13 protein-coding genes are annotated in these 19,680 nt (G+C 54.4%); 6 read left to right on the forward strand and 7 right to left on the reverse strand.

From position 1 onward, the window contains the following. Positions 1 to 6: 6 nt before the first annotated feature. Positions 7 to 1,056 carry an endolytic transglycosylase MltG gene (gene mltG, locus EU556_RS06075; RefSeq protein ID WP_167855478.1) on the reverse strand — a complete coding sequence of 350 codons (1,050 nt, stop codon included), beginning with the start codon at positions 1,054 to 1,056 and terminating at the stop codon, positions 7 to 9. A gap of 37 nt (positions 1,057 to 1,093) precedes the next feature. Then, a complete protein-coding gene (locus EU556_RS06080) occupies positions 1,094 to 2,578 on the reverse strand; it encodes a helix-turn-helix domain-containing protein (RefSeq protein WP_135432018.1) in 1,485 nt (494 codons plus the stop codon). A 325-nt stretch (positions 2,579 to 2,903) separates the two neighbouring features. On the opposite strand from EU556_RS06080, the gene aceB reads away from it, so the two are divergent. Both aceB and aceA read left to right on the forward strand, forming a co-directional pair. After that, positions 2,904 to 4,535, forward strand: coding sequence for a malate synthase A (aceB, locus tag EU556_RS06085; RefSeq protein WP_135432020.1), 1,632 nt, complete (start codon positions 2,904 to 2,906; stop codon positions 4,533 to 4,535). A 140-nt stretch (positions 4,536 to 4,675) separates the two neighbouring features. After that, on the forward strand, positions 4,676 to 5,965 hold the full coding sequence (aceA, locus tag EU556_RS06090) for an isocitrate lyase (RefSeq protein WP_135432022.1): 1,290 nt from the start codon (positions 4,676 to 4,678) through the stop codon (positions 5,963 to 5,965). A 72-nt stretch (positions 5,966 to 6,037) separates the two neighbouring features. On the opposite strand, the gene EU556_RS06095 is transcribed toward aceA, so the two are convergent. Then, on the reverse strand, positions 6,038 to 7,207 hold the full coding sequence (locus EU556_RS06095; protein ID WP_135432024.1) for a ribonuclease D: 1,170 nt from the start codon (positions 7,205 to 7,207) through the stop codon (positions 6,038 to 6,040). A gap of 449 nt (positions 7,208 to 7,656) precedes the next feature. Between EU556_RS06095 and EU556_RS06100 the strand changes: the two genes are divergently transcribed. Both EU556_RS06100 and EU556_RS06105 read left to right on the forward strand, forming a co-directional pair. After that, positions 7,657 to 10,623, forward strand: a complete 2,967-nt coding sequence (locus EU556_RS06100) for a SusC/RagA family TonB-linked outer membrane protein (RefSeq protein WP_135432026.1) — start codon at positions 7,657 to 7,659, stop codon at positions 10,621 to 10,623. A gap of 20 nt (positions 10,624 to 10,643) precedes the next feature. Then, complete coding sequence (locus tag EU556_RS06105) at positions 10,644 to 12,053, forward strand: RagB/SusD family nutrient uptake outer membrane protein (protein WP_135432028.1); 1,410 nt, start codon at positions 10,644 to 10,646, stop codon at positions 12,051 to 12,053. A 98-nt stretch (positions 12,054 to 12,151) separates the two neighbouring features. Here EU556_RS06105 and EU556_RS06110 read toward each other — a convergent pair whose 3' ends face one another. Then, positions 12,152 to 12,628: a hypothetical protein gene (locus EU556_RS06110; protein WP_135432030.1), complete on the reverse strand. Its 477-nt coding sequence runs from the start codon at positions 12,626 to 12,628 to the stop codon at positions 12,152 to 12,154. Between the two features lie 149 nt (positions 12,629 to 12,777). On the opposite strand from EU556_RS06110, the gene EU556_RS06115 reads away from it, so the two are divergent. Beyond that, complete coding sequence (locus EU556_RS06115; RefSeq protein ID WP_135432154.1) at positions 12,778 to 13,038, forward strand: hypothetical protein; 261 nt, start codon at positions 12,778 to 12,780, stop codon at positions 13,036 to 13,038. 88 nt (positions 13,039 to 13,126) lie between these two features. Here the strand turns inward: EU556_RS06115 and EU556_RS06120 are convergent, their stop codons facing one another. Then, positions 13,127 to 15,064 (reverse strand): CocE/NonD family hydrolase, encoded by a 1,938-nt coding sequence (locus EU556_RS06120; protein ID WP_135432156.1) that lies wholly within the window; start codon positions 15,062 to 15,064, stop codon positions 13,127 to 13,129. Positions 15,065 to 15,271: 207 nt separating this feature from the next. On the opposite strand from EU556_RS06120, the gene EU556_RS06125 reads away from it, so the two are divergent. Next, on the forward strand, positions 15,272 to 17,842 hold the full coding sequence (locus EU556_RS06125) for a M14 family metallopeptidase (protein WP_317128702.1): 2,571 nt from the start codon (positions 15,272 to 15,274) through the stop codon (positions 17,840 to 17,842). A 68-nt stretch (positions 17,843 to 17,910) separates the two neighbouring features. Here the strand turns inward: EU556_RS06125 and EU556_RS06130 are convergent, their stop codons facing one another. After that, positions 17,911 to 18,264 (reverse strand): hypothetical protein, encoded by a 354-nt coding sequence (locus tag EU556_RS06130; RefSeq protein WP_135432160.1) that lies wholly within the window; start codon positions 18,262 to 18,264, stop codon positions 17,911 to 17,913. Between the two features lie 126 nt (positions 18,265 to 18,390). Beyond that, the gene (locus EU556_RS06135) at positions 18,391 to 19,626 is read right to left on the reverse strand and encodes an S-adenosylmethionine:tRNA ribosyltransferase-isomerase (RefSeq protein WP_135432162.1); all 1,236 of its coding nucleotides are present in this window, start codon (positions 19,624 to 19,626) and stop codon (positions 18,391 to 18,393) included. Positions 19,627 to 19,680 lie beyond the last annotated feature (54 nt).

The following is a 19,680-nucleotide window of genomic DNA, read 5'->3' on the forward strand; positions in this document are numbered from 1 at the left end:
CGTATTCTAGCGCAGAATGCGCAAGCTGTCGAGCATGTGCTGGTAGCGGCGGGCGTTTTGCTTGTGTTCCGCAAAAGTCTCGGCGAAATCGGAGTAGCCGCTGCGGTCGGGGCGGGCGCAGAAGAACAGATATTGGTGGGCCGCCGGCTTAAGCACCGCATCCAGGCTCTGCCGATTGGCAGAGGTAATTGGGCCGGGAGGGAGGCCTTTGTGCTTGTAAGTATTATAAGGGGAATCGACGAGCTTATCCTTGTTTAATACTCGCTTCACTCCAAAGTTGCCAATAGCCCACAGTAGAGTAGGGTCGGCCTGGAGGCGCATGCCGCGGCGCAAGCGGTTTAAGTACACCCCCGCAATAACCGGTTTATCTTCTTTCTTGGCAGTTTCCCGCTGCACAATGCTGGCTAGTACGTGCACCTGTGTGGGCGAAAGCCGAAGAGAGTCGGCGCGCTGCCGACGCTGCGCCGTCCAGAACCGTCGGTGAGTAGCCGCTGCTGAGTCTAGGAACTGCTGCGCCGAGGTGTTCCAGAACAGGCGATAGGGCCCGGGAAGAAACAGCGTCAGAATGGTAGTGGTATCGAGTTGGTATTGGCGCTGCAGAAACGCATTGTCCTGCAACAGGCGGCGCAGGCTTACGGAGTCGGCCTCAAGGTGCCGGGCAACCTGGCGTGCCAGTTGGGGCTTGTACTTAAATGCATCGAGCACGAAAGCCACGGTATCTTGCTCGCCGCGCTCCAACTTATCCAGCAACGCAGAATTGCTCAGGTTGGGGGCCAGCAGATAACGGCCCGGGCGCACGTGGTGCGAATAGCCGCGCTGGCGGGCCAGCCACGCAAACGTGCTGGAGTCGCGCAGTAGTTCATACTTATTCAACGAGTCCTGCACGGCCGCAAAGCCGCTTCCAGTGCGGATGTACAGGTAGGCGGGGCCAAAGGCTGAGGGCTTCACATTGGGCTTCCACAGCACATACCACGCCGCGCCTAACCCGGCTAGGCCTAGCAACAGTAGCAGGATAAATGTAGGCCACCCCCAACGGGCAAAAAACGACTTCTTCAACTCTGGTAACTCACTAATATTTCAACCTGAGGCAGCTTTAGCCTCCATTTACCAGCGCCGCCACCGACTCTTCCAGCTCGCGTTGGCGCTGGCGGCGTTCCACTTCTACTGGGGCCGCCGCGCGTACCTCACAGTCGAAGAACGTGCACCGCTCGCAGGTTTCGTTTACATCCTTCTGCGCAATAGCTGGGTCGTCGAGGAAGCGGAGCTTCTGGCGCAGGGTATCGTCGCAGAGCAGGCCTACGGTAACACTAACGGCAGGCTCAGTAGCAGCCCCTGACCGAGCCAGCGTTAAACAGAGGTATTCGTCGCCGTTGGGGTAGCGGGAGCGTTGAGCACCCAGCGTGAAGTTAGGAGTGTTGGCCACGGGTTGCTGCCGCAACTCGGCAATGAGGCGCAGAGAAACCCAGCGGCGGCAGTAGTGTTCGTGCAACTCGTTGCCGTGCGGGTTGTGTAGGCGTGAGAGGTGAAGCTCCTTGGTTAGCTTAAAGGCCGCCGAAGAATTGGCCTGGTCGAAGCGCAGGAAAAACAAGCTCTGCAAGCCAAAGTGCCGGGGCAGCAAGTTCGTAATGCGCTGCATGAACATCTCCGGCGAAACATCATACTTGGTGAGCAACTCCAACAGTAACGTAGGCTCCCACTTTTTGTGCGCAAACAGCCGCTGTAAATCCCGTACCAGCGACTCTTCTTCCATCAGCAGCGCCCCGGCAAAATAAGAAGCCTTAAAGTTGTTGAGTACCTCCTCAAATGAGCGCACCGGGAAAGTAGCATTCACGTAGGGCCGCTCCCGTAGGTTGAGGTAGTTGAAAGCTACTTCTCGACCCAGTACAAAGCCTTCTTGAGCGCCCGTAAGGCCCGGTCGTAGCAATAGCCGCCGGCTTTTATGCTGATACACGGAGCGCAAGCGCCCTAAGTTATGGTACTCCTGCAGCGTAGTGCGGTCGAGGGTGTAGCCGTACTTTTCCTCCAGCACCCGCATGAGCTGCGAGCGGTCGAAGGGAGCAGTGTGCTGAAGCTTGTGTTCAACCACGAAGGTGCGTACGTCCTGCTCCAACTCCTCAAAGTAATTATCGTGCATCTCCTGGAAAGAGCGGAGCGCCGCCAGAAAGAAGTGCTCCTGTCGCATTTCGTAGTTGCGCGCAATTTCGAACAGAGTGCTGATGAAGGCGTTCATCTTAGCCGGCGCATCGGCAATCAACTCCACAATCCGCAAGGGGTCCAGCCCAAACATTTCCAGCGGAAACTCTTTGAGCAGGTTCGATTGCAGCAGCTCCGAAATGGGCTCTAGGCGGCGGCTTAAGGTTAGGGAAGTCAGCTGGTCGTAGCTGACGCCCAATACCTTGCTCAGGCTCAAAATCTTGTCGGCCTTTGGATACTTCTTTCCTTTTTCAATCTCATTTAAGTACGAGACCGAAACATCGCAGGCGCGGGCCAGCTCCGCGGGAGTGTAGCCGCGCTCCTGGCGTAGCTCGCGAAGCTTTAGTCCGAAAATTAATCGGACAACTTGACCGTGACTCAGCATAGTGGGAAAGAGTAAGAAGCAGGTGGAAGGTGGCAGGTAGTAGGCGTTGTAAAGGCGCTGATGCTAAGCTACGCGGGTGGAAGTAGCCAAGACGCACCCAGAGCTAGCGTTAACGGCATAGCCACTGGGCAGCGTACGGTCAGGGCCTGGTTTAAGCCAAACTAGCTGGCAAGCAACTACTAAAATTAAATACCTGCAAGTATCTGCGCAGATAGCGACTAATTTATTTTTAGCGAATATTCGCTTGTTTAATAATATTCGCTTTGGTATGTTTAGCCTAGGTAGCCGCTTGGCTTCGCATCCAGCCACTTTCACTTCTCTGCCCATGAAACTATTTACCGAGCCTCATGCAGTAGCCACGGTCCCCACGTACCGCACGCCGGAGCGCGTTAAGATTACTGGGGCCTACAGCTCTGAGTTTGCTGAAATTCTAACTCCCTCAGCCCTTGCATTTGTAGCCGAGTTACACCGCCGGTTCGATCAAACCCGTCGGCAGTTGTTAGTCCAGCGTGAAGAGCGGCAGCGGGAGTGGGAGGCCGGCGTACGGCCAGACTTCTTGCCTGAAACCCGCCTGATCCGGGAGAAGCCCTGGACAGTGGCGCCTCTACCCGCGGATTTGCTGGACCGACGCGTGGAGATTACGGGGCCAGCCGAGCGCAAAATGATTATCAACGCCTTGAACTCGGGGGCCAAGGTGTTCATGGCTGATCTGGAGGATTCTACTTCTCCTACTTGGAGCAATGTGGTGGAAGGGCAGCGGAACTTGCGTGATGCAGTGCGCCTTACTATTTCCCTCACTACCCCGCAGAAGGAGTATACGCTCAAGGAAAAGACAGCCGTGCTAATGGTGCGGCCGCGCGGCTGGCATCTGCTGGAAAAGCACATGTTGGTAGACGGGGAGCCAGTTAGCGGAGCACTGTTTGATTTTGGCTTGTATTTCTTCCATAACGTCCATGAACTGTGTTCGCGCGGCACGGCGCCCTATTTCTACTTACCCAAAATTGAAAGTCACCTCGAAGCCCGGCTCTGGAACGATGTGTTTGGCTTTGCGCAGTGGTCATTAAGAATGCCTAAATGCACCATTAAAGCCACAGTGCTGATTGAAACCTTACCGGCTGCCTTCGAACTGAACGAAATTCTGTGGGAGTTGCGCGAGCATTCTGCCGGCCTGAACTGTGGCCGCTGGGATTACATTTTCAGCTACATCAAGCGGCTAGGCCTCAACCCAGAATTCCGCCTGCCTAACCGCGCTGAGGTAACCATATCGGTACCATTTATGGCGGCGTATTCCCAACTGGTTATTCAAACCTGCCACCGGCGCGGCGTGCACGCCATGGGTGGTATGGCGGCCCAAATTCCTATTAAGAATGATCCGGAAGCTAACGAAGCTGCCCTTGAGAAAGTGCGGCTCGACAAAGTACGTGAAGCACGCAACGGCCACGATGGTACTTGGGTAGCGCACCCTGGCCTAGTCCCGGTAGCCTTAGCCGTGTTCAACGAAGTGATGCCTCAGCCTAATCAGATTGACAACAAGCGCAACGACCTGCACGTCTCCGCTGCCGATCTGATTGAAGCTCCCAATGGGGCCATTACCGAAGAGGGCTTAAAGCTAAATATTGATGTAGCCGTGCAGTACATCGAGTCGTGGCTGCGCGGTAACGGGTGCGTACCCATTTATAACCTCATGGAAGACGCCGCCACGGCGGAAATCAGCCGGGCTCAGGTGTGGCAGTGGCTGAATACGCCCGGCACCACTTTGCAGGATGGTCGGCCCGTTACGGTTGAACTGTACCGCTCTCTAGTGCCCGGTCAGTTGGAGAGAATTAAGGCGCTAGTAGGAGAAAGGGCTTTTGAGCAGGGGCGCTATGAAGAAGCCGTCCGTCTTTTCGATCACCTCGTGACCAGTAAGAAGTTCATCGAATTTCTGACCGTGCCGGCTTACGACCAACTGGCCTAGCGGCAAGGATAGTCCGGCGCAAGCAGCTGTCGGGCTACCTCATCCTTATCCTCTTCTGGCAGCCTCCTATGCCACTTTCCTGAGTGGCAGGGCCACGCATTGTCTGCAAAAACTACAGTCCATCTTTCACTTCCACTCCCATGAACAAGCAAGAGCGCATCACCGCATTACAGCATGATTGGTCTACTAACCCACGTTGGGAAGGTATTGAGCGGCCGTATTCAGCCGATGACGTGCTGAGGCTGCGCGGCTCTGTACAAATTGAATACTCGCTGGCGCGCCAAGGGGCCGAGCGGCTCTGGAAGCTGCTGCATAAGGAAAGTTACGTAGCTGGCCTAGGCGCCCTCACGGGAAACCAAGCCATTCAGGAAGTGCAAGCCGGACTGCAAGCCATTTACCTCAGTGGCTGGCAAGTAGCGGCCGACGCTAACCTAGCCGGCCACATGTACCCCGACCAAAGCCTGTACCCCGCCGATAGTGTGCCAGCCGTAGTGAAGCGCATCAATAATGCCCTGCTTCGGGCCAATCAGATTCAAAGTGTAACCAGAGAAGGCAACGTGCATTGGATGGCGCCCATTGTGGCCGATGCCGAAGCCGGTTTCGGGGGCAACCTGAACGCGTTTGAGCTGATGAAAATGCTGATTGAGGCTGGCGCCGCAGGGGTACACTTTGAAGATCAACTATCCTCCGCAAAGAAATGTGGGCACTTGGGAGGTAAGGTGCTCGTACCCACGCAGGAGGCCATCAATAAGCTAGTTGCCGCCCGGCTGGCCGCGGATGTACTTGGGGTGCCTACCCTTCTGATAGCTCGCACTGATGCAGATGCCGCGGACCTGCTCACCGCCGACGTTGATGAGCGGGACCGGCCATTTATTCTGCCAGAGGCGGAGCGTACTGCCGAGGGCTTTTACCGGGTGCGGTGCGGCGTAGAAGCCGGCATTGCCCGCGGAATGGCCTACGCGCCCTACGCCGACTTAATTTGGATGGAAACCTCCACGCCCGACTTGGCGCAGGCACGGCAATTTGCGGAAGGCATTCACGCTAAGTTTCCTGGCAAGCTACTGGCCTACAACTGTTCTCCCTCTTTCAACTGGGCCAGCAAGCTAAGCAAAGAGCAGATGGAAACGTTCCGGGAAGAGTTGGCGGCCATGGGTTATCGATTCCAATTTATCACCCTGGCTGGGTTTCACGCCCTCAATACCAGTATGTTTGAGCTGGCAGTGGCCTACCGCGACCGAGGAATGGCCGGCTACTCTGAGCTGCAGGAGCGAGAGTTTGCCTTGCAGAAGCAAGGGTTTAAAGCCGTTAAGCACCAAGCTTTCGTAGGAACCGGCTACTTTGATGCGGTGCAAAATGTGGTGTCGGCGGGAAAAGCGAGTACGGGTGCCTTGGTAGGGAGCACAGAGGAGGCACAATTTCAGCAGCACTAAACACCTGCGTAAAACAGCAACAGCCCCGAGGAAAGTCGGGGCTGTTGCTGCGTAGTAGTAGAGGCAAGTGGCCTAGAATGGTTTGGCAATTTGGTTGTAGTCTAGGCCATGTCGCTCGGAGGTTTCGCGTAAAATTGTCTTTTGCCATGGCCGCAACGATTGCTCAGCACCAAGCTCAACTATATCTGCAATCAGCCGGTTCGAGAGCACCAGGTTGGCCACAAACCCATTTACATCGGCAGTGATATAGGTTTTCAATTGCGTAAGCAATTGCTCGCGGGCATCTGCCTGGGCCGCTTTCTCTCCAGTCAAGCGCCGACGGAAAGGAAAGCGGCGCTGCTCACCTGATTGTGGCGGCTCGGGGCGTGAAACAAAGTTATCCGGTGACAGCGCTACGAGCTGGTCTAAGTATGGAGTGCGCTTCAGCTCAGGGTGTAAACCACGAGCCGATTTCCAATCGTTGAGGTTGCGCGGAGTATCACGCACCAGCTCCGCCAGGCGGTCGTTGGCGAAGATCATGTACGGTGGCCGGTCTAAGTCGCGGGCAATCTGGTCGCGCAGCATGTATAAGTCCCGAAACAGGGGCAGCTCATTGGGCATGATTCGGTACTTGCCGGCATTGCGCATGTAAGGCCGTTCATCGCGCACGTAGCGCACTTCTTCTAAGGCGGCATTTTCCTGCTCTGCCCACTCGGTTCGGCCTAAGGCTGCCAGCTTGGCGGTGAGGCGGTCCGCTAGTTCAAACAGGTAGATGACATCATTGGCGGCGTACTCTTTCTGCGCGTCCGTGAGTGGGCGCTTCAACCAGTTCGACTTCTGCTCTCCCTTATCAACCTCAATGCCTAGCTCCGCCTGAATAAGACGGCCTAAGGAAATATTATTGTCTGCTTCAGCCAAGAGTGTGTATTGCACACTGGTGTCGGTGATATGGCGCACGTGCACGCCGTACAGTTCATCGAGCAGTAGAATATCAGATTTACAGCTATGGAAAATTTTCTCAACTGCGGGGTCACGCAGAATAGCCCATAGTGGCTCCAACTCGTGGGCCGGGTTAGTGAGAGGCAGAGGGTCAATTAAATAGGCTTCTTGGCCATCGAAGAGCTGAATTAGCGCCAAGTTGCGCCCGTAGCGGTGGCGCATATCGTCAAATTCAAGGTCGATGGCAATGCGAGGTGCCGTCTGCAACGCTTCGGCGAGTTGTTGCACTTGAGCGGCAGTAGTCAGGTACTGAAGATTAGGCATTCACAAATGAAATAGGCGAAGAGTATCCAGCAAGGCCTACTCTGCATTAGGAAGGCCAGGCTGGTAAAGGTAGGGAGCCTGTAAAGGCAAAACCAATTAGCTGCTTTATCAACAACTACCTGCCATAGGAAGTGCTATTGAAAGAGGTACTATAAAGCGGGCATATTAGCTAAAAGCTGCTTAGATGGAAAGAAGGTGTCGAGCAGCTAAATAGAAATAGTAGGCAAGCAGAACGACCTAACAAACTGCTAAACTGCATAATAGTAATGTGCATATGTAATGAATCTCATTACGATTTGAGGCGATTATTGAAATAATTACGCGTTTAGTTGCTTTACTCTTTAATTTGCGAATCGGTAACGGCTGAATCATAGTCGTTTCGGGATTGCAACACCGGAAATTTTAGACCGGTGAATTTTCACTCTAATCGACCTCAAGGTCCAGATTATATGAAACAAAATTTCCTCATTCCTCTTGCCTGCGGATTAGCGTTAGCTTCAACTGCATCGGCCCAAACACGTGCCGTTAGTGGCCGTGTAACGGATGCTGGTGGCACGGGGCTACCTGGCGTAACCGTTCTAGAGCGCGGTACCACCAACGGCACGAGCACCGATGCCAACGGTGGGTTTTCCCTAACTGTACAGCCAGGCGCTACGCTAGTAATTAGCTCTATTGGCTTTGAAACGCAAAACGTAACTGTTGCAGACCGTACATCGGTGCCGGTAACGCTGAAAAGCAGCGCCACCGAGCTCGGCGAAGCAGTGGTAGTTGGCTACGGTACCCAGACTAAAGCTGACGTAACTGGCTCAGTTACGCAGCTCAGCAGCAAGGACGTACAGAACGTACCTACGGTAAGCTTTGAGCAAGCCATTCAAGGCCGTACTCCGGGTGTTCAAATCAACCAAACCTCCGGTAAACTTGGTGCTGGCGTACAAATCCGGGTGCGTGGTTCATCGTCCGTAACGGCTTCTAACCAGCCACTCTACGTAATTGATGGTATCCCTGTAACCTCGCAAGATGTAGGGTCTGATACGGAGCCTCTGAACCCGCTGGCTGATCTGAACCCCAACGACATTGAGTCGATTACCATTCTGAAAGATGCGGCCTCTTCGGCCATCTACGGCTCTCGTGCATCCAATGGCGTAGTGCTTGTCACAACCAAGCAGGGTCGTCAGGGACAAACCAAGGTAAACGTAGGTTACTACATCGGTACCAGCGAAACTACCAAGCGCCGCAAGTTCCTGAATGCTGCGCAGTACAAGGAGCTGTTTACTGAAGCTGCTACAAATGAAGGGTATGATCCTCGTGAAGAATTTGAAGGCAATGGCTTAGACTACGATTCTCCTTACGATCAGAAGTGGAGCGATGAGCCTTTCCGTAAAGGTAAAGTCACACAGTATGACTTGAACGTGAGCGGGGGCGATGCCAAAACGCGCTTCTATCTGAGCACCACTTATAATGACCAGACCGGTATCATTATCGGCAACCGGTACCGTCGGGGCAGTGCCCGCATCAACCTCGATCATTCTATTTCTGACAAGATCAAGGTGGGGTTCAACTTGTCGCTCACGCGCTCGGTCAACGACCGTACGCCCAACGACAACGCCTTCTCCAACCCCGTTCAGCTGAACGCTTTGCCACCTATTCAGCCCAAGTACGATCCTGCTACCGGAGAACTGAACAGAAACACGCTGTACTACAACAACCTGCTGGACTTGGATAAGGGCTCTAACCGTGCAGGCACCTACCGTTCGTTCAGCAACGTCAACCTGTCTTATCAGCCCATCAAGAACCTGACGCTTCGTACGGAGGCCGGGGCCGACTTCCTGAATCTGAACGAGGATATTTATCGGGCAGCAGGCACGCAGGATGGTGGTAACAGCGGGTATGGCTATAGCAACCAGGTACAGGTAATCAACTACACCACCAACAACACGGCTACCTATCTCAAAACTATTGGGGAAGATCATAGCATTGAAGCGTTGGCTGGTTTCTCGTTCCAGCGGTCAGACAACCAGACGACTTCGGCTGAAGGGCGTGGTTTCCCGAACGCTGAGTTTACGCGCGTAGCTAGCGCCGCCATTAAAACAGCCGGCTCGGGTTCTACTCGCTCAGGCTTCTCCTTCGTATCGTACTTCGGGCGTGTCAACTATGCCTTCCAGGGCAAATACCTGGTTTCGGGTAGCGTCCGCCGCGATGGTTCTTCGCGCTTTGGGTCTAATAACCGCTACGGTACATTTGGAGCGGGCTCAATTGGCTGGTTGATTTCGGAGGAAGGCTTCCTAAAGGACAACTCCATCCTCAACTACCTGAAGTTACGGGCTAGCTATGGCCTAACAGGTAACGCTGAAATCGGCAACTTCGCCTCCCGGAACTTGTATGGCGCTCTGCCTTATGCCGACCAGGCTGGCATTGTGCCCAGCACTACGGTTGGTAACCCTAGCCTAACTTGGGAGAGTACAGCTCAAACTGATATTGGTTTGGAGTTTGGCTTCTTCGATAACCGTATCTCCGGCGAAGTAGATGTGTACGAAAAGAAGACCCGTGACCTGCTCCTTAGCCGGCCCCTGGCCTACAGCAACGGATACACTAGCGTAACGGAGAATGTTGGTTCATTGCGTAACCGTGGTCTGGAAATTTCCGTGAACACGCGCAATTTTGATGGCCCGTTCAAATGGACCACCAACTTCAACATTTCATTCAATCGGAATAAAATCACTTCCCTGGCAGCTCCCATTCAGAGTGGCTACCTGGGTAGCGTTCGGGAAGGCCAGCCAATTGGTATCTTCTACGGCCGGAAATATGCGGGCGTGAATCCTGAAAATGGCGATGCGCTCTACTATACGGCTGATGGCTCTACCACTAATGTTTCTTCACAGGCAGCATTGCAGATAGTAGGTAACCCTAATCCCGACTTTACGGGTGGTATCACGAATAATCTGTCGTTTAAAGGGTTTGATCTAAGTGCTTTAGGTCAGTTCGTGTACGGCAATGACATCTACAACGCGGCGGGTGTGTATCAAGCTGTTAATGGCGATTATTTCGACAACCAGACGATTGATCAGCTGAAGCGCTGGCAGAAGCCCGGTGATATGACAAATGTGCCTCAAGCTCGTTTATATGCCGGGAACGGAACCGTACAGTCTTCGCGTTGGGTCACCGGTGGTTCTTTCTTCCGCGTGAAGAACGTAACGCTGGGCTACAATATCCCCTCGGCTATTGTGAAGAAGGGACGTATTCAGTCTGCCCGGATTTATGTGTCTGCTCAAAACTTGGCTACCATCACCAACTATGATGGCTATGACCCTGAGGTTAATACCGCTGCATTCGGAGCTGCTAACTACTTGATTGGGCACGACTTCTACACGCCGCCACTGGCCAAGACTTACCTGGTTGGTATCAACGTGGGCTTCTAACTTTCTGACTTTCTCTTCTGATGAAAACGATATTTTCTCGCTCAGCCACGGTTTTAGCTCTGGGTCTTAGCCTAGGCCTAGCCTCCTGCGATAAGCAGCTGGACATTGACCCCTATCAGTCAGTTGATGCTGCTACCGCATTAAACAATGAGACGAACGTAGGTAGTGCCGTAGTGGGCATGTACGCTCGGCTCGACGATCCGAACCTGTACGGCACCAACCTAATTCTGGTGCCTGAGTTGATGGCAGTGAACAACTACATCCGTTTCCAGGGCTCATTTCAAAATTATATTCAGCTAGCCAACCGCACTACCAACGCGCAGAATACCAGCGCGGAAGGCATCTGGCGCGCAGCTTATCAGGCTATCAATCAGGCTAACTTAATTATTGATGCGCTGCCCGTGGTATCAACTGCTAACCTGAAGTCGCAATACGAAGGCGAAGCTCGGTTTGTGCGCGCCGACATGCACTTTGAACTGGTGCGGTTGTATGCCAAGCAGTATCAGGTTGGCGGAGGTAATTCGCAGCTGGGTATTCCAATCAACCTGGTGCCTGTGAAGAGCGTGGAGGAAGCCTCTACGTTGCAGCCACGGGCTACTGTAGAACAAGTATACGCTCAGGTTATTGAGGATCTGACGAAGGCTATTGCGTTGCTGCCTAAGAATAATGGCACACGTGCTTCCAGCTACACGGCCAAGGCATTGCTGGCCCGGGTGTATTTGCAGCAGGGCAATTTTGCACAAGCAGGTACACTAGCTGACGATGTTATCAAGAACAGCGGTAAAGCGTTGTCGCCCACACTGCAATCGGTATTTACCAACCGCAACTCGTCGGAGACACTGCTAGAAATTCAGCAGAACGATCAAAACAACGCTGGTACGTCTAACAGTGGCCTGGCCACTCACTTTGCCAGCATTGGGCAACTTGGCCGCGGCGATATTCAGGTGCTACCAGCATTCGCCGCTCAGTATGAGCCTACTGATGCTCGAGGGGAAGCTGCCCTCTTGTACGTAGGAACGGGTACTCGTGCGGGTGTGCTGCGCTCTGGTAAGTGGACCACCTATGGGCAGAATATTCCGGTAATTCGCCTTGCTGAAATGTATTTAATCCGCGCTGAGGCAGCTTTCCGTGCTGGTGACACCCCTGCTGCTCTAGCGGATATCAACCGAATTCGCACTCGTTCAGGTGCCACCCCTCTGATTGCTACTCAACTTTCCTTGGCTACTATTCTGCGTGAGCGTCAGTTGGAGTTAGCGTTTGAAGGTTTCCGGATACATGATCTGAAGCGGACTGGCACGGACATCTTCATCCCTGCAACTGGTTCAAACCCGGCCACTACATTCCCTATTACCAGCGACCGGTTAGTACTGCCCATCCCGTTCCGCGAGACTAACGTGAACACTACACTAGTGCAGAACCCAGGCTACTAAATTTTTAGTAAACGCGTACTACACAAAAAGGCCGCAACGATCTTCGTTGCGGCCTTTTTAATATTTATTCTTGTTGGCTTGCTTAGGCCAGCCAGACCTTATTGGTCGTCTTCGTCTTCCTCGTGATGGCTGAAGTCAAGCTGGGTGGCTACTTCTATTGCCTCGCGGATAACTCCATCCATGAGGGGCTGGGTGTCGGCATCGAGGGTGCGTTCGAAGAGGCCTAGCAGCAGTTCACCGTCCTCGTTCACGTAAAGATTGGTGTACAGACGCTCGAACACCTTCGCATCCTTGTTGATGGTGGCGTCAATTTCAGTGACAGAGCGGGCACCTAGTGCGCGGTGCAGCACGTCCATCACGCGGCGGCTTTCCTCATGGTCGCCTAGATCGGCGAGGAGCTTCATCAGGGCTAGGGCTACGCCTAAGCGTACTCGTTCGAAGCGGAAAGCAATATCCGCTTTCGAGGCTTGCCGGAAGGTATCGTAGGCTGAGAGAGTAGCAGGTGGTAAGAATCGGCTGGCATCGGCGGCAATAGGGAAAGCAACCCGAAGAAGTTGTTCGTAGGCAGAAGGCATAAAAAAAGCGGTCAGAGGAGGCCTAGCGCAGCAGAAATGTGCTGCCAGAGCAAAACATTCAGGCCCAAAGGTACGATTGTATTAGCAGGCCTTGTGCAACTCCGGAATTGGCACCATCTTCACTACTTCTGATACATTCTAACACTCCTATGACGCACAAAGAAAAATGGCTCACATTCGCCCCCGCCGGGCTAGTGGTTGTTGGACTAGGCACCTGCCTGGTTCAGTGGGCCGCAGATAAAAAGCGCAACAATGCCCCTACGTCGGAGTGGATAGCAGCTGGCACGGCGGCGTTGGTAGTATTTAACGCTGGCCTAAGCTTGTTTGGACGAGGGGTATCGGAAAGTGTGCTGTATGAATTACGAGAGAAGCCCCAAGAAATGGATTTCTACAACGTGCCCCGGATGTAGAATAGTAGCCCTAGGTACCAGAAAGCGCCCTTATACCAAGTATAGGGGCGCTTTCTAGCGTTTATAGCTAATAGCTGAAGTGGCCGGCCTAGAGTACTTTCACGGTGAGTTGCGAAGCATGCGCTGGCGAGTGATACAAGCGGTGAGTTGCGGCTTGGAAATCTTTCTCGTCGGCTTCAAAAATGTTAGGCACGAAGGTTTGTGGGTTGCGGTCTACCAACGGAAACCAGGAGCTTTGCACCTGCACCATGAGACGGTGGCCCTTCCGGAAAGTGTGGCAGAGGTCCTGCACGGTAAAAGGTACGGCCGTTACTTGCCCCGGCACAAAAGCTTCAGGTTTGGAGAAGCTGTTACGGAAGCGGCCACGCATTACTTCTGAGCGAACCATCTGCTGATAGCCGCCCAGCTTCACGGCGGGGTTAGTGCGCGGATTGTCAGGTATATCGTTTGGGTACACGTCAATAATTTTCACCACCCAGTCAGCGTCGGTGCCAGTGGTAGCTACCTGCAGCAAGGCCTGAATGGGCCCCGCCAACGTCATATCTTCAGTAAGTGGCTCTGTTTGGTACGTTAGTACGTCGGGGCGGCGACTAGCGAAACGCTGGTCGTCGGTCATGTACTCGCGTGTCATGCCAGTGGTGGTGGCTTCTGAAAATGGAACCGGGTGTGCCGGGTCGCTGAGATATTGATCATATTCGGGGCCAGTGCTGGGTTTTTCGAAGCCAATTTTGCCGGCTGCCTGAAAATAGAGCGTGCGGTCTTGAGCCTGTTTGGGAGGCCAGGCGTCAAACGTGCGCCAGCGGTTCGTGCCTCCTTCAAATACGGTGGCCTCAGGCGTGGCGGCCGGCTTGCCATCTTTCAGATAAGACTTGAAGAACGGCGCCTCAATTTCCTTTTGATAGTACAACGACGGAGACTCCCCGTAGGCCACGTTCCCCACCATTTCACCGGTGCCGCGGGCCCAGCCACCATGCACCCACGGACCCATAACGAGGCCGTTGCGCATTCCGGGGTTCTGCTTCTCAATAGACTCATACGTTCTTAAGGCCCCAAACAAGTCCTCAGCATCATTAAACCCTCCTACGGTGAGCACAGCCGTGCCCTTGTTGAGGTTTTTGAGGTGGGGCCGCAGGTTACGGGCCTGCCAAAACTCATCGTAGTTCGGGTGGCTGGCCATTTCATTCCAGAAGGCCACCTTACCCTTATAATAGTTGGCATCGGCATTCTTCAGCGGTCCCATCTTCAAGAAGAAGTCGTAGCCGTCGGGAGTGCCATGCTTGAAGCCGGGGTTGCCAGTGGGAGTAGGTTGAGGACGAGCCAGCCCGAAAGAGGCTAAGAAGTTGAAGGCGTGCGGCAGGAAGAAGGCCCCGTTGTGGTGGAAGTCATCCCAAAACCAGTCGGCAATGGGAGCCTGCGGCGAAGAAGCTTTCAGTGCCGGATGCCGGCTCAGCAAGCCGGTGGCAGTGTAGTAGCCGGGGTAGGAGATACCCCACTGGCCTACGCGGCCATTGTTCTTAGGGCCATGTTTCAGTAGCCACTCTATGGTGTCGTAAGTGTCCGTGCCCTCATCAGTATCATTCTTGCCTTTATGGGTATCTTTTTCGGGGCGCACATCCACAAACTGACCCTCCGACATGTATCGGCCGCGCACGTCTTGATAGACGAAGATGTAGCCCTCATGCATCATGGTGCTGCTGGGGCCTAGGTTGTGCTTATACTTGCCGGCTCCATAGGGACCCACTGCGTAGGGCGTACGGTTAAGCATAATTGGGTAGCGGACCTTATCGGCGTCTTTCGGTGCGTATACCACTGTGTAGAGCTTGGTACCATCCCGCATCGGAATTTGATACTCCGTTTTGGTATAGTGCTGCTGGATGTAGGCGGTATCCGCTAGGATAACGGCCATCTGCGCTTTGTCGGCATCAGATGCTACCGGATATGTAACGGCTGATTGCCCGTAGCTGCAGAAGGCCGCGGCCAGGAGTAAGCCCGTGAAGGCAGCAGTAGGAGGGAAGCTTTTAAACATGCTGAATAGAGAGGTGGCGAAGGAGCCCAATCTATCCTGTTTTTTCTGATTTTGCTGCTATACGCTTGGCAGTCGTCGCCCGCAAAACATCTTTAGTTGATGCGATTACAAGGTTTGCGGCTTTTATATCCGTAGCAACGCTTCTTTCTGCTTTCTTTGAGTTCAACTTGTACTATGCGGGCTGCAGCCTGCACAATTTTCCTTTCCGTGCTAAATTCTCGCTTTCGGGTGGCCTACCTGCTGCTTCTGCTGATGTGGGCGCCCCGGCTCTTTGCGCAAACCCCTGCCACAACCTCTGAAGGGCCATTGCTTACCCCTGCCCAGTTTTTGGGCTATGAGCTCGGGACTCAGTTTACCCCTCATGCGGCGTTGCTCCGGTACGTAGAGCACGTAGTGCAGCACACGCCCGGCCAAATGAAACTGCAGCGCTACGGCAAAACCTACGAAAACCGACCTCTAGAGCTGGTGTACGTAGCCACCGCCGACAATATGAGTCAGCTGGAGAATATCAGGCACAACAATTTGCGCTTGGCAGGCCTAGAAAAAGGGGCAATTCAGCGCCAGCAGCCGGCCGTGGTGTGGCTGAGCTATAACGTGCACGGAAATGAGGCTGTGTCGTCGGAGGCGGTAATGGAGGTGCTGTATGATCTGGCTAATCCGCAAAACCAGCAGATGCAGCAGTATCTGCGGAACCTGGTGGTTATCGTAGACCCCTGCGTAAATCCTGATGGCCGCGACCGGTATGCTATGTGGTACAACCGCGTCCGGAATCAGCAGGCCAACGCTTCGCCCTACGCCTGGGAGCATCGGGAGCCTTGGCCCGGTGGGCGCTACAATCATTATTACTTTGACTTGAACCGCGACTGGGCCTGGCAAACGCAGCAGGAAAGCCGTCAGCGAATTCTGGTATACAACCAGTGGCTGCCTCAGGTACACGCCGATTTCCACGAGATGGGGCCGAACAACCCCTACTATTTCTCGCCGGCGGCCAAGCCCTTCCACGCTGACCTCACAGAGTGGCAGCGTAAGTTTCAGAATATCATTGGCGACTACAACCGCCAAGTATTTGATAAAAACAACTGGCTGTACTTCACCCGCGAAACATACGACCTGTTCGCGCCATTCTACGGCGATACGTGGCCGTCTTTTAATGGGGCCATTGGCATGACCTACGAGCAAGGCGGCGGCAGTCCGGCCGGCATCCGGTACACCAAAGCCGATGGCGACACACTGACTCTGTCGCAGCGCATTGCCCACCACCATGCTACCAGCCTGGCCACTATTCAGGCAGCTTCTGACCGCCATAGTGAGTTGGTGAAGGAGTTTCAAAACTTCTATACTAACGCCAGCACCAAGCCTAAAGGGGAGTACAAATCATTTGTGCTGGCCGGCAGCGGCGACCCTGGGCAAGTACGCGCCCTGACGCAGTACCTCGACCGCCAGCAGATTGCATATGGCTACGCCACGAAGCGCAGTAAGCTCAAGGGCTTTGACTACACCACTGGCAAAACCGATAATGTGCAGATTGAGCCGCACGACGTGGTTGTGAGCATGTACCAGCCAAAATCGACGCTGGTGAAAGTGCTGTTTGAGCCGCAGTCGGCCCTCGAAGATTCCCTGACATATGACCTCACTTCGTGGTCGTTGCCATACGCATTTGGCTTAAAGGCTTACGCGCTGAAAAGCCGGGTTGAGGCATCTCAATCAAGGCCAGTGGCAGCTACAGTGAAGGGAAGTGCTGCCGCGCCAGTCGAGCGTCCGTATGCATATCTGGCTCGCTGGAATAGCCTCCAAGATGTACGGTTCCTGGGGCGGTTGCTGCAGCAGGGCGTAAAGGTGCGGGTGGCAGATGAACCCTTCGAAACCGAAGGTCAGAAATACCAGCGCGGCACGGTGGTTATTACTCGCACCGGTAATGAATCATTGGGTGCGCGTTTCGACCAGCTGGTGCGTGCCCAAGCCGACTCTGCCGGCGTGCTGCTGCAGGCTGTGCAGTCGGGCTTCTCTACCAGCGGTGGCGACTTAGGATCCCGCTCCGTGCGGCCTATCAAGCAAGCCAACGTAGCAGTGCTAGCTGGCCCAGGCGTTGATGCTACGGCCTTTGGGGAAGTGTGGCACTTTTTTGAGCAGCAGCTTGGGTACCCCATCACCGTTGTTGGCACCGATTACTTCAGCTCCGTGCCCCTGGCCAAGTTTGACGTGCTCATTCTGCCTGATGGAGGCTACGAGGACATCCTCTCGGAACGTAACTTGGAGAGTGTAAAAGCCTGGGTACGGGCAGGTGGTAAGCTCGTAGCTCTAGAGGGCGCCTCCCGCTTTTTGGCTGGCAAGAAAGACTTCCTACTCAAAACCAAACCCGCCGACTCTGCCGCCGCCAAGAAAGCCAGCCCCTACGCCGCGCTACGCCGCTACGCCGATGCCGAACGGGAGCAAATTGGAGAACGGGTGCAGGGCAGTGTCTACCGTGTGCAGCTTGATAATACCCACCCGCTCGCTTTTGGGTACGGTGACACGTACTACGCTCTATTGCGTGATATTCCGAACTACCGCTTCATGCCCGCGGGGGGCTGGAACGTGGGTGTGTTAAAGAAGAACAGCTACACGGCTGGCTTTGCCGGCCGCAAGGCCCAGCGGGTGCTAAATGATACATTCGTGCTGGGCACTCAAGACCTGGGCCGCGGGCAAGTAGTGTACCTCGGCGACAACCCTCTGTTCCGGGCTTTCTGGCAGGGTGGTAAGCTGTTATTTGGCAACGCCATTTTCATGGTAGGCCAGTAGGCCACCCATAACGCACAAAAAAGCCCCGCTACAACCGTAGCGGGGCTTTTTTTATGTGACGACGCAGATTAGTCTACTACGTCTTCAGCTTTGTTTTTAACAGCTTTGGCGCCTTTTTTCACAGCATGGCCGGTTTTCTGAGCACCTCTTTTTACTACGTGGCCAGTTTTCTGGGCGCCTCGTTTAACGGCGCTGCCCGTTTTTTGGCCAGCATATTTAGCGTCCTCTTTGGTGTTGTGAATTTTCTCGCCAGCTTCCGTACGGCCCGTCTGAGACTCCACTTTCATGGTGCCATTATCGCGGGTGGTTACGGTAGTTTTGGCGCCGGTAGCATCATCTTTTGCTACAGTTTTGGTATCGCCTTGGGCGAAAGCTGCCGTAGAAAAGGCTACCGCAGCAACTATCATCAGGATCTTTTTCATGGTTAAGGAATAGGTTTGGAAAGTAAACCTGTGTCCTTATACGCGGTGCTGAAAATAAGTTGCAGCAGACGAAAGCAAGAGTAACTGTTGAGGTTGGTAACTAAGCTCTGGTACTCAAAAACGGCGTTAGGGCAGCAGTAAAGAACTATCCCCGTAGCTCAAAAAGCGGTATCCATTGTCTAGCGCGTGTTGGTAGATGTGGCGCCAACTGGGCCCTACCAATGCCGCCACTAGCAACAAGAGTGTGCTTTCTGGCTGATGAAAATTGGTAACTAACCCCCCAATTACCCTGAACTTGTAACCTGGCGCAATAAGCAGCTGTGTGGTAGCGTGTAACTCTTGGGCACCGGTACGCTCTAGGTAGCTAAGCAACGCTTGCAGGGCCGCTACGGCCGTAACCTCCGTAGCGGCTTCGTACGGTTGCCACTGGCCTACGTGCCATGTTGCTGTTGCTTCGGGTTGCTGCACCAGCCGGGCGCCTAGCCAGTACAGGCTTTCCAAGGTCCGAAGGCTGGTAGTACCTACTGCCACGATAGGCTTAGGCCAGTGCTCTAGGAGCTGCCGCAGCGTAGCAGCCGTAACGCTGATGGGTTCACCGTGCATAGGGTGGCCTAGCATCTGCTCTGCTTTCACCGGCTGAAATGTGCCTGCGCCCACGTGCAAGGTTACGTGGGCCGACGTGATATGCCGCGCACGTAGCTCGGCCAAAACGGCATCAGAAAAGTGTAGGCCAGCGGTTGGGGCCGCCACTGCTCCCTCGTGCGCGGCATACACCGTCTGGTAGCGCACCGCATCAACCTCAGTATCGGGGCGGTTTAGGTAGGGGGGAAGAGGCAAGTGCCCCGCTGCCCGCAGAACCTCCGCGAATGGTAAGCTAGCCGGCTCCCAACTGAAACGAATAAGTGCGAAGCCTTCGCCCTGTTCTTGGCGCTCTGCCGTGAGGGTTGCGGGCTGCCCCTCAACCGTAAATTCCAGTAATACTGGGCCGCTTTTCCAGCGCTTCCCATTTCCCACTAAGCATTTCCACACGCAGCTACTAGTTTGCTGCATAGCCGGCTCAATTGCCGTATGCGGAGCTACCGGCTCCAAGCAAAACAGCTCCACTACTCCGCCCGTGGGCTTATGCGCAAATAGCCGCGCCCGCACCACTTTGGTATCGTTGAATACCAATAAGGAGTCAGGTGGCAACAGATCAGGCAACTCCTGGAAACGACGGTCTTGCAGTTGGCCGGCCCGGTAAAACAGCAGGCGCGACTGGTCTCGGTCAGCGAGGGGCTCAGGCGCAATTCGCTCGGGAGGCAGCTGATATGTAAAGTCGTGAATAGAAAGATGACGAGGATCGGGAGCGGCAGAGGCAGACATGCTACAAAGGTAAAGCGTCTGGCGCACTCTGCCTGACCGTGCCGATAGGCCTAG

The organism is Hymenobacter fodinae, assembly GCF_004745825.1.
Lineage (GTDB): Bacteria > Bacteroidota > Bacteroidia > Cytophagales > Hymenobacteraceae > Hymenobacter > Hymenobacter fodinae.

Bases quoted from the DNA above. Each gene is read 5' to 3' on its own strand.
- EU556_RS06120 (WP_135432156.1), bottom strand. From the start codon at position 15,064: ATGTTTAAAAGCTTCCCTCCTACTGCTGCCTTCACGGGCTTACTCCTG.
- EU556_RS06135 (WP_135432162.1), bottom strand. From the start codon at position 19,626: ATGTCTGCCTCTGCCGCTCCCGATCCTCGTCATCTTTCTATTCACGAC.
- EU556_RS06130 (WP_135432160.1), bottom strand. From the start codon at position 18,264: ATGAAAAAGATCCTGATGATAGTTGCTGCGGTAGCCTTTTCTACGGCA.
- aceB (WP_135432020.1), top strand. From the start codon at position 2,904: ATGAAACTATTTACCGAGCCTCATGCAGTAGCCACGGTCCCCACGTAC.
- EU556_RS06095 (WP_135432024.1), bottom strand. From the start codon at position 7,207: ATGCCTAATCTTCAGTACCTGACTACTGCCGCTCAAGTGCAACAACTC.
- EU556_RS06115 (WP_135432154.1), top strand. From the start codon at position 12,778: ATGACGCACAAAGAAAAATGGCTCACATTCGCCCCCGCCGGGCTAGTG.
- EU556_RS06105 (WP_135432028.1), top strand. From the start codon at position 10,644: ATGAAAACGATATTTTCTCGCTCAGCCACGGTTTTAGCTCTGGGTCTT.
- EU556_RS06080 (WP_135432018.1), bottom strand. From the start codon at position 2,578: ATGCTGAGTCACGGTCAAGTTGTCCGATTAATTTTCGGACTAAAGCTT.
- aceA (WP_135432022.1), top strand. From the start codon at position 4,676: ATGAACAAGCAAGAGCGCATCACCGCATTACAGCATGATTGGTCTACT.
- EU556_RS06110 (WP_135432030.1), bottom strand. From the start codon at position 12,628: ATGCCTTCTGCCTACGAACAACTTCTTCGGGTTGCTTTCCCTATTGCC.
- EU556_RS06100 (WP_135432026.1), top strand. From the start codon at position 7,657: ATGAAACAAAATTTCCTCATTCCTCTTGCCTGCGGATTAGCGTTAGCT.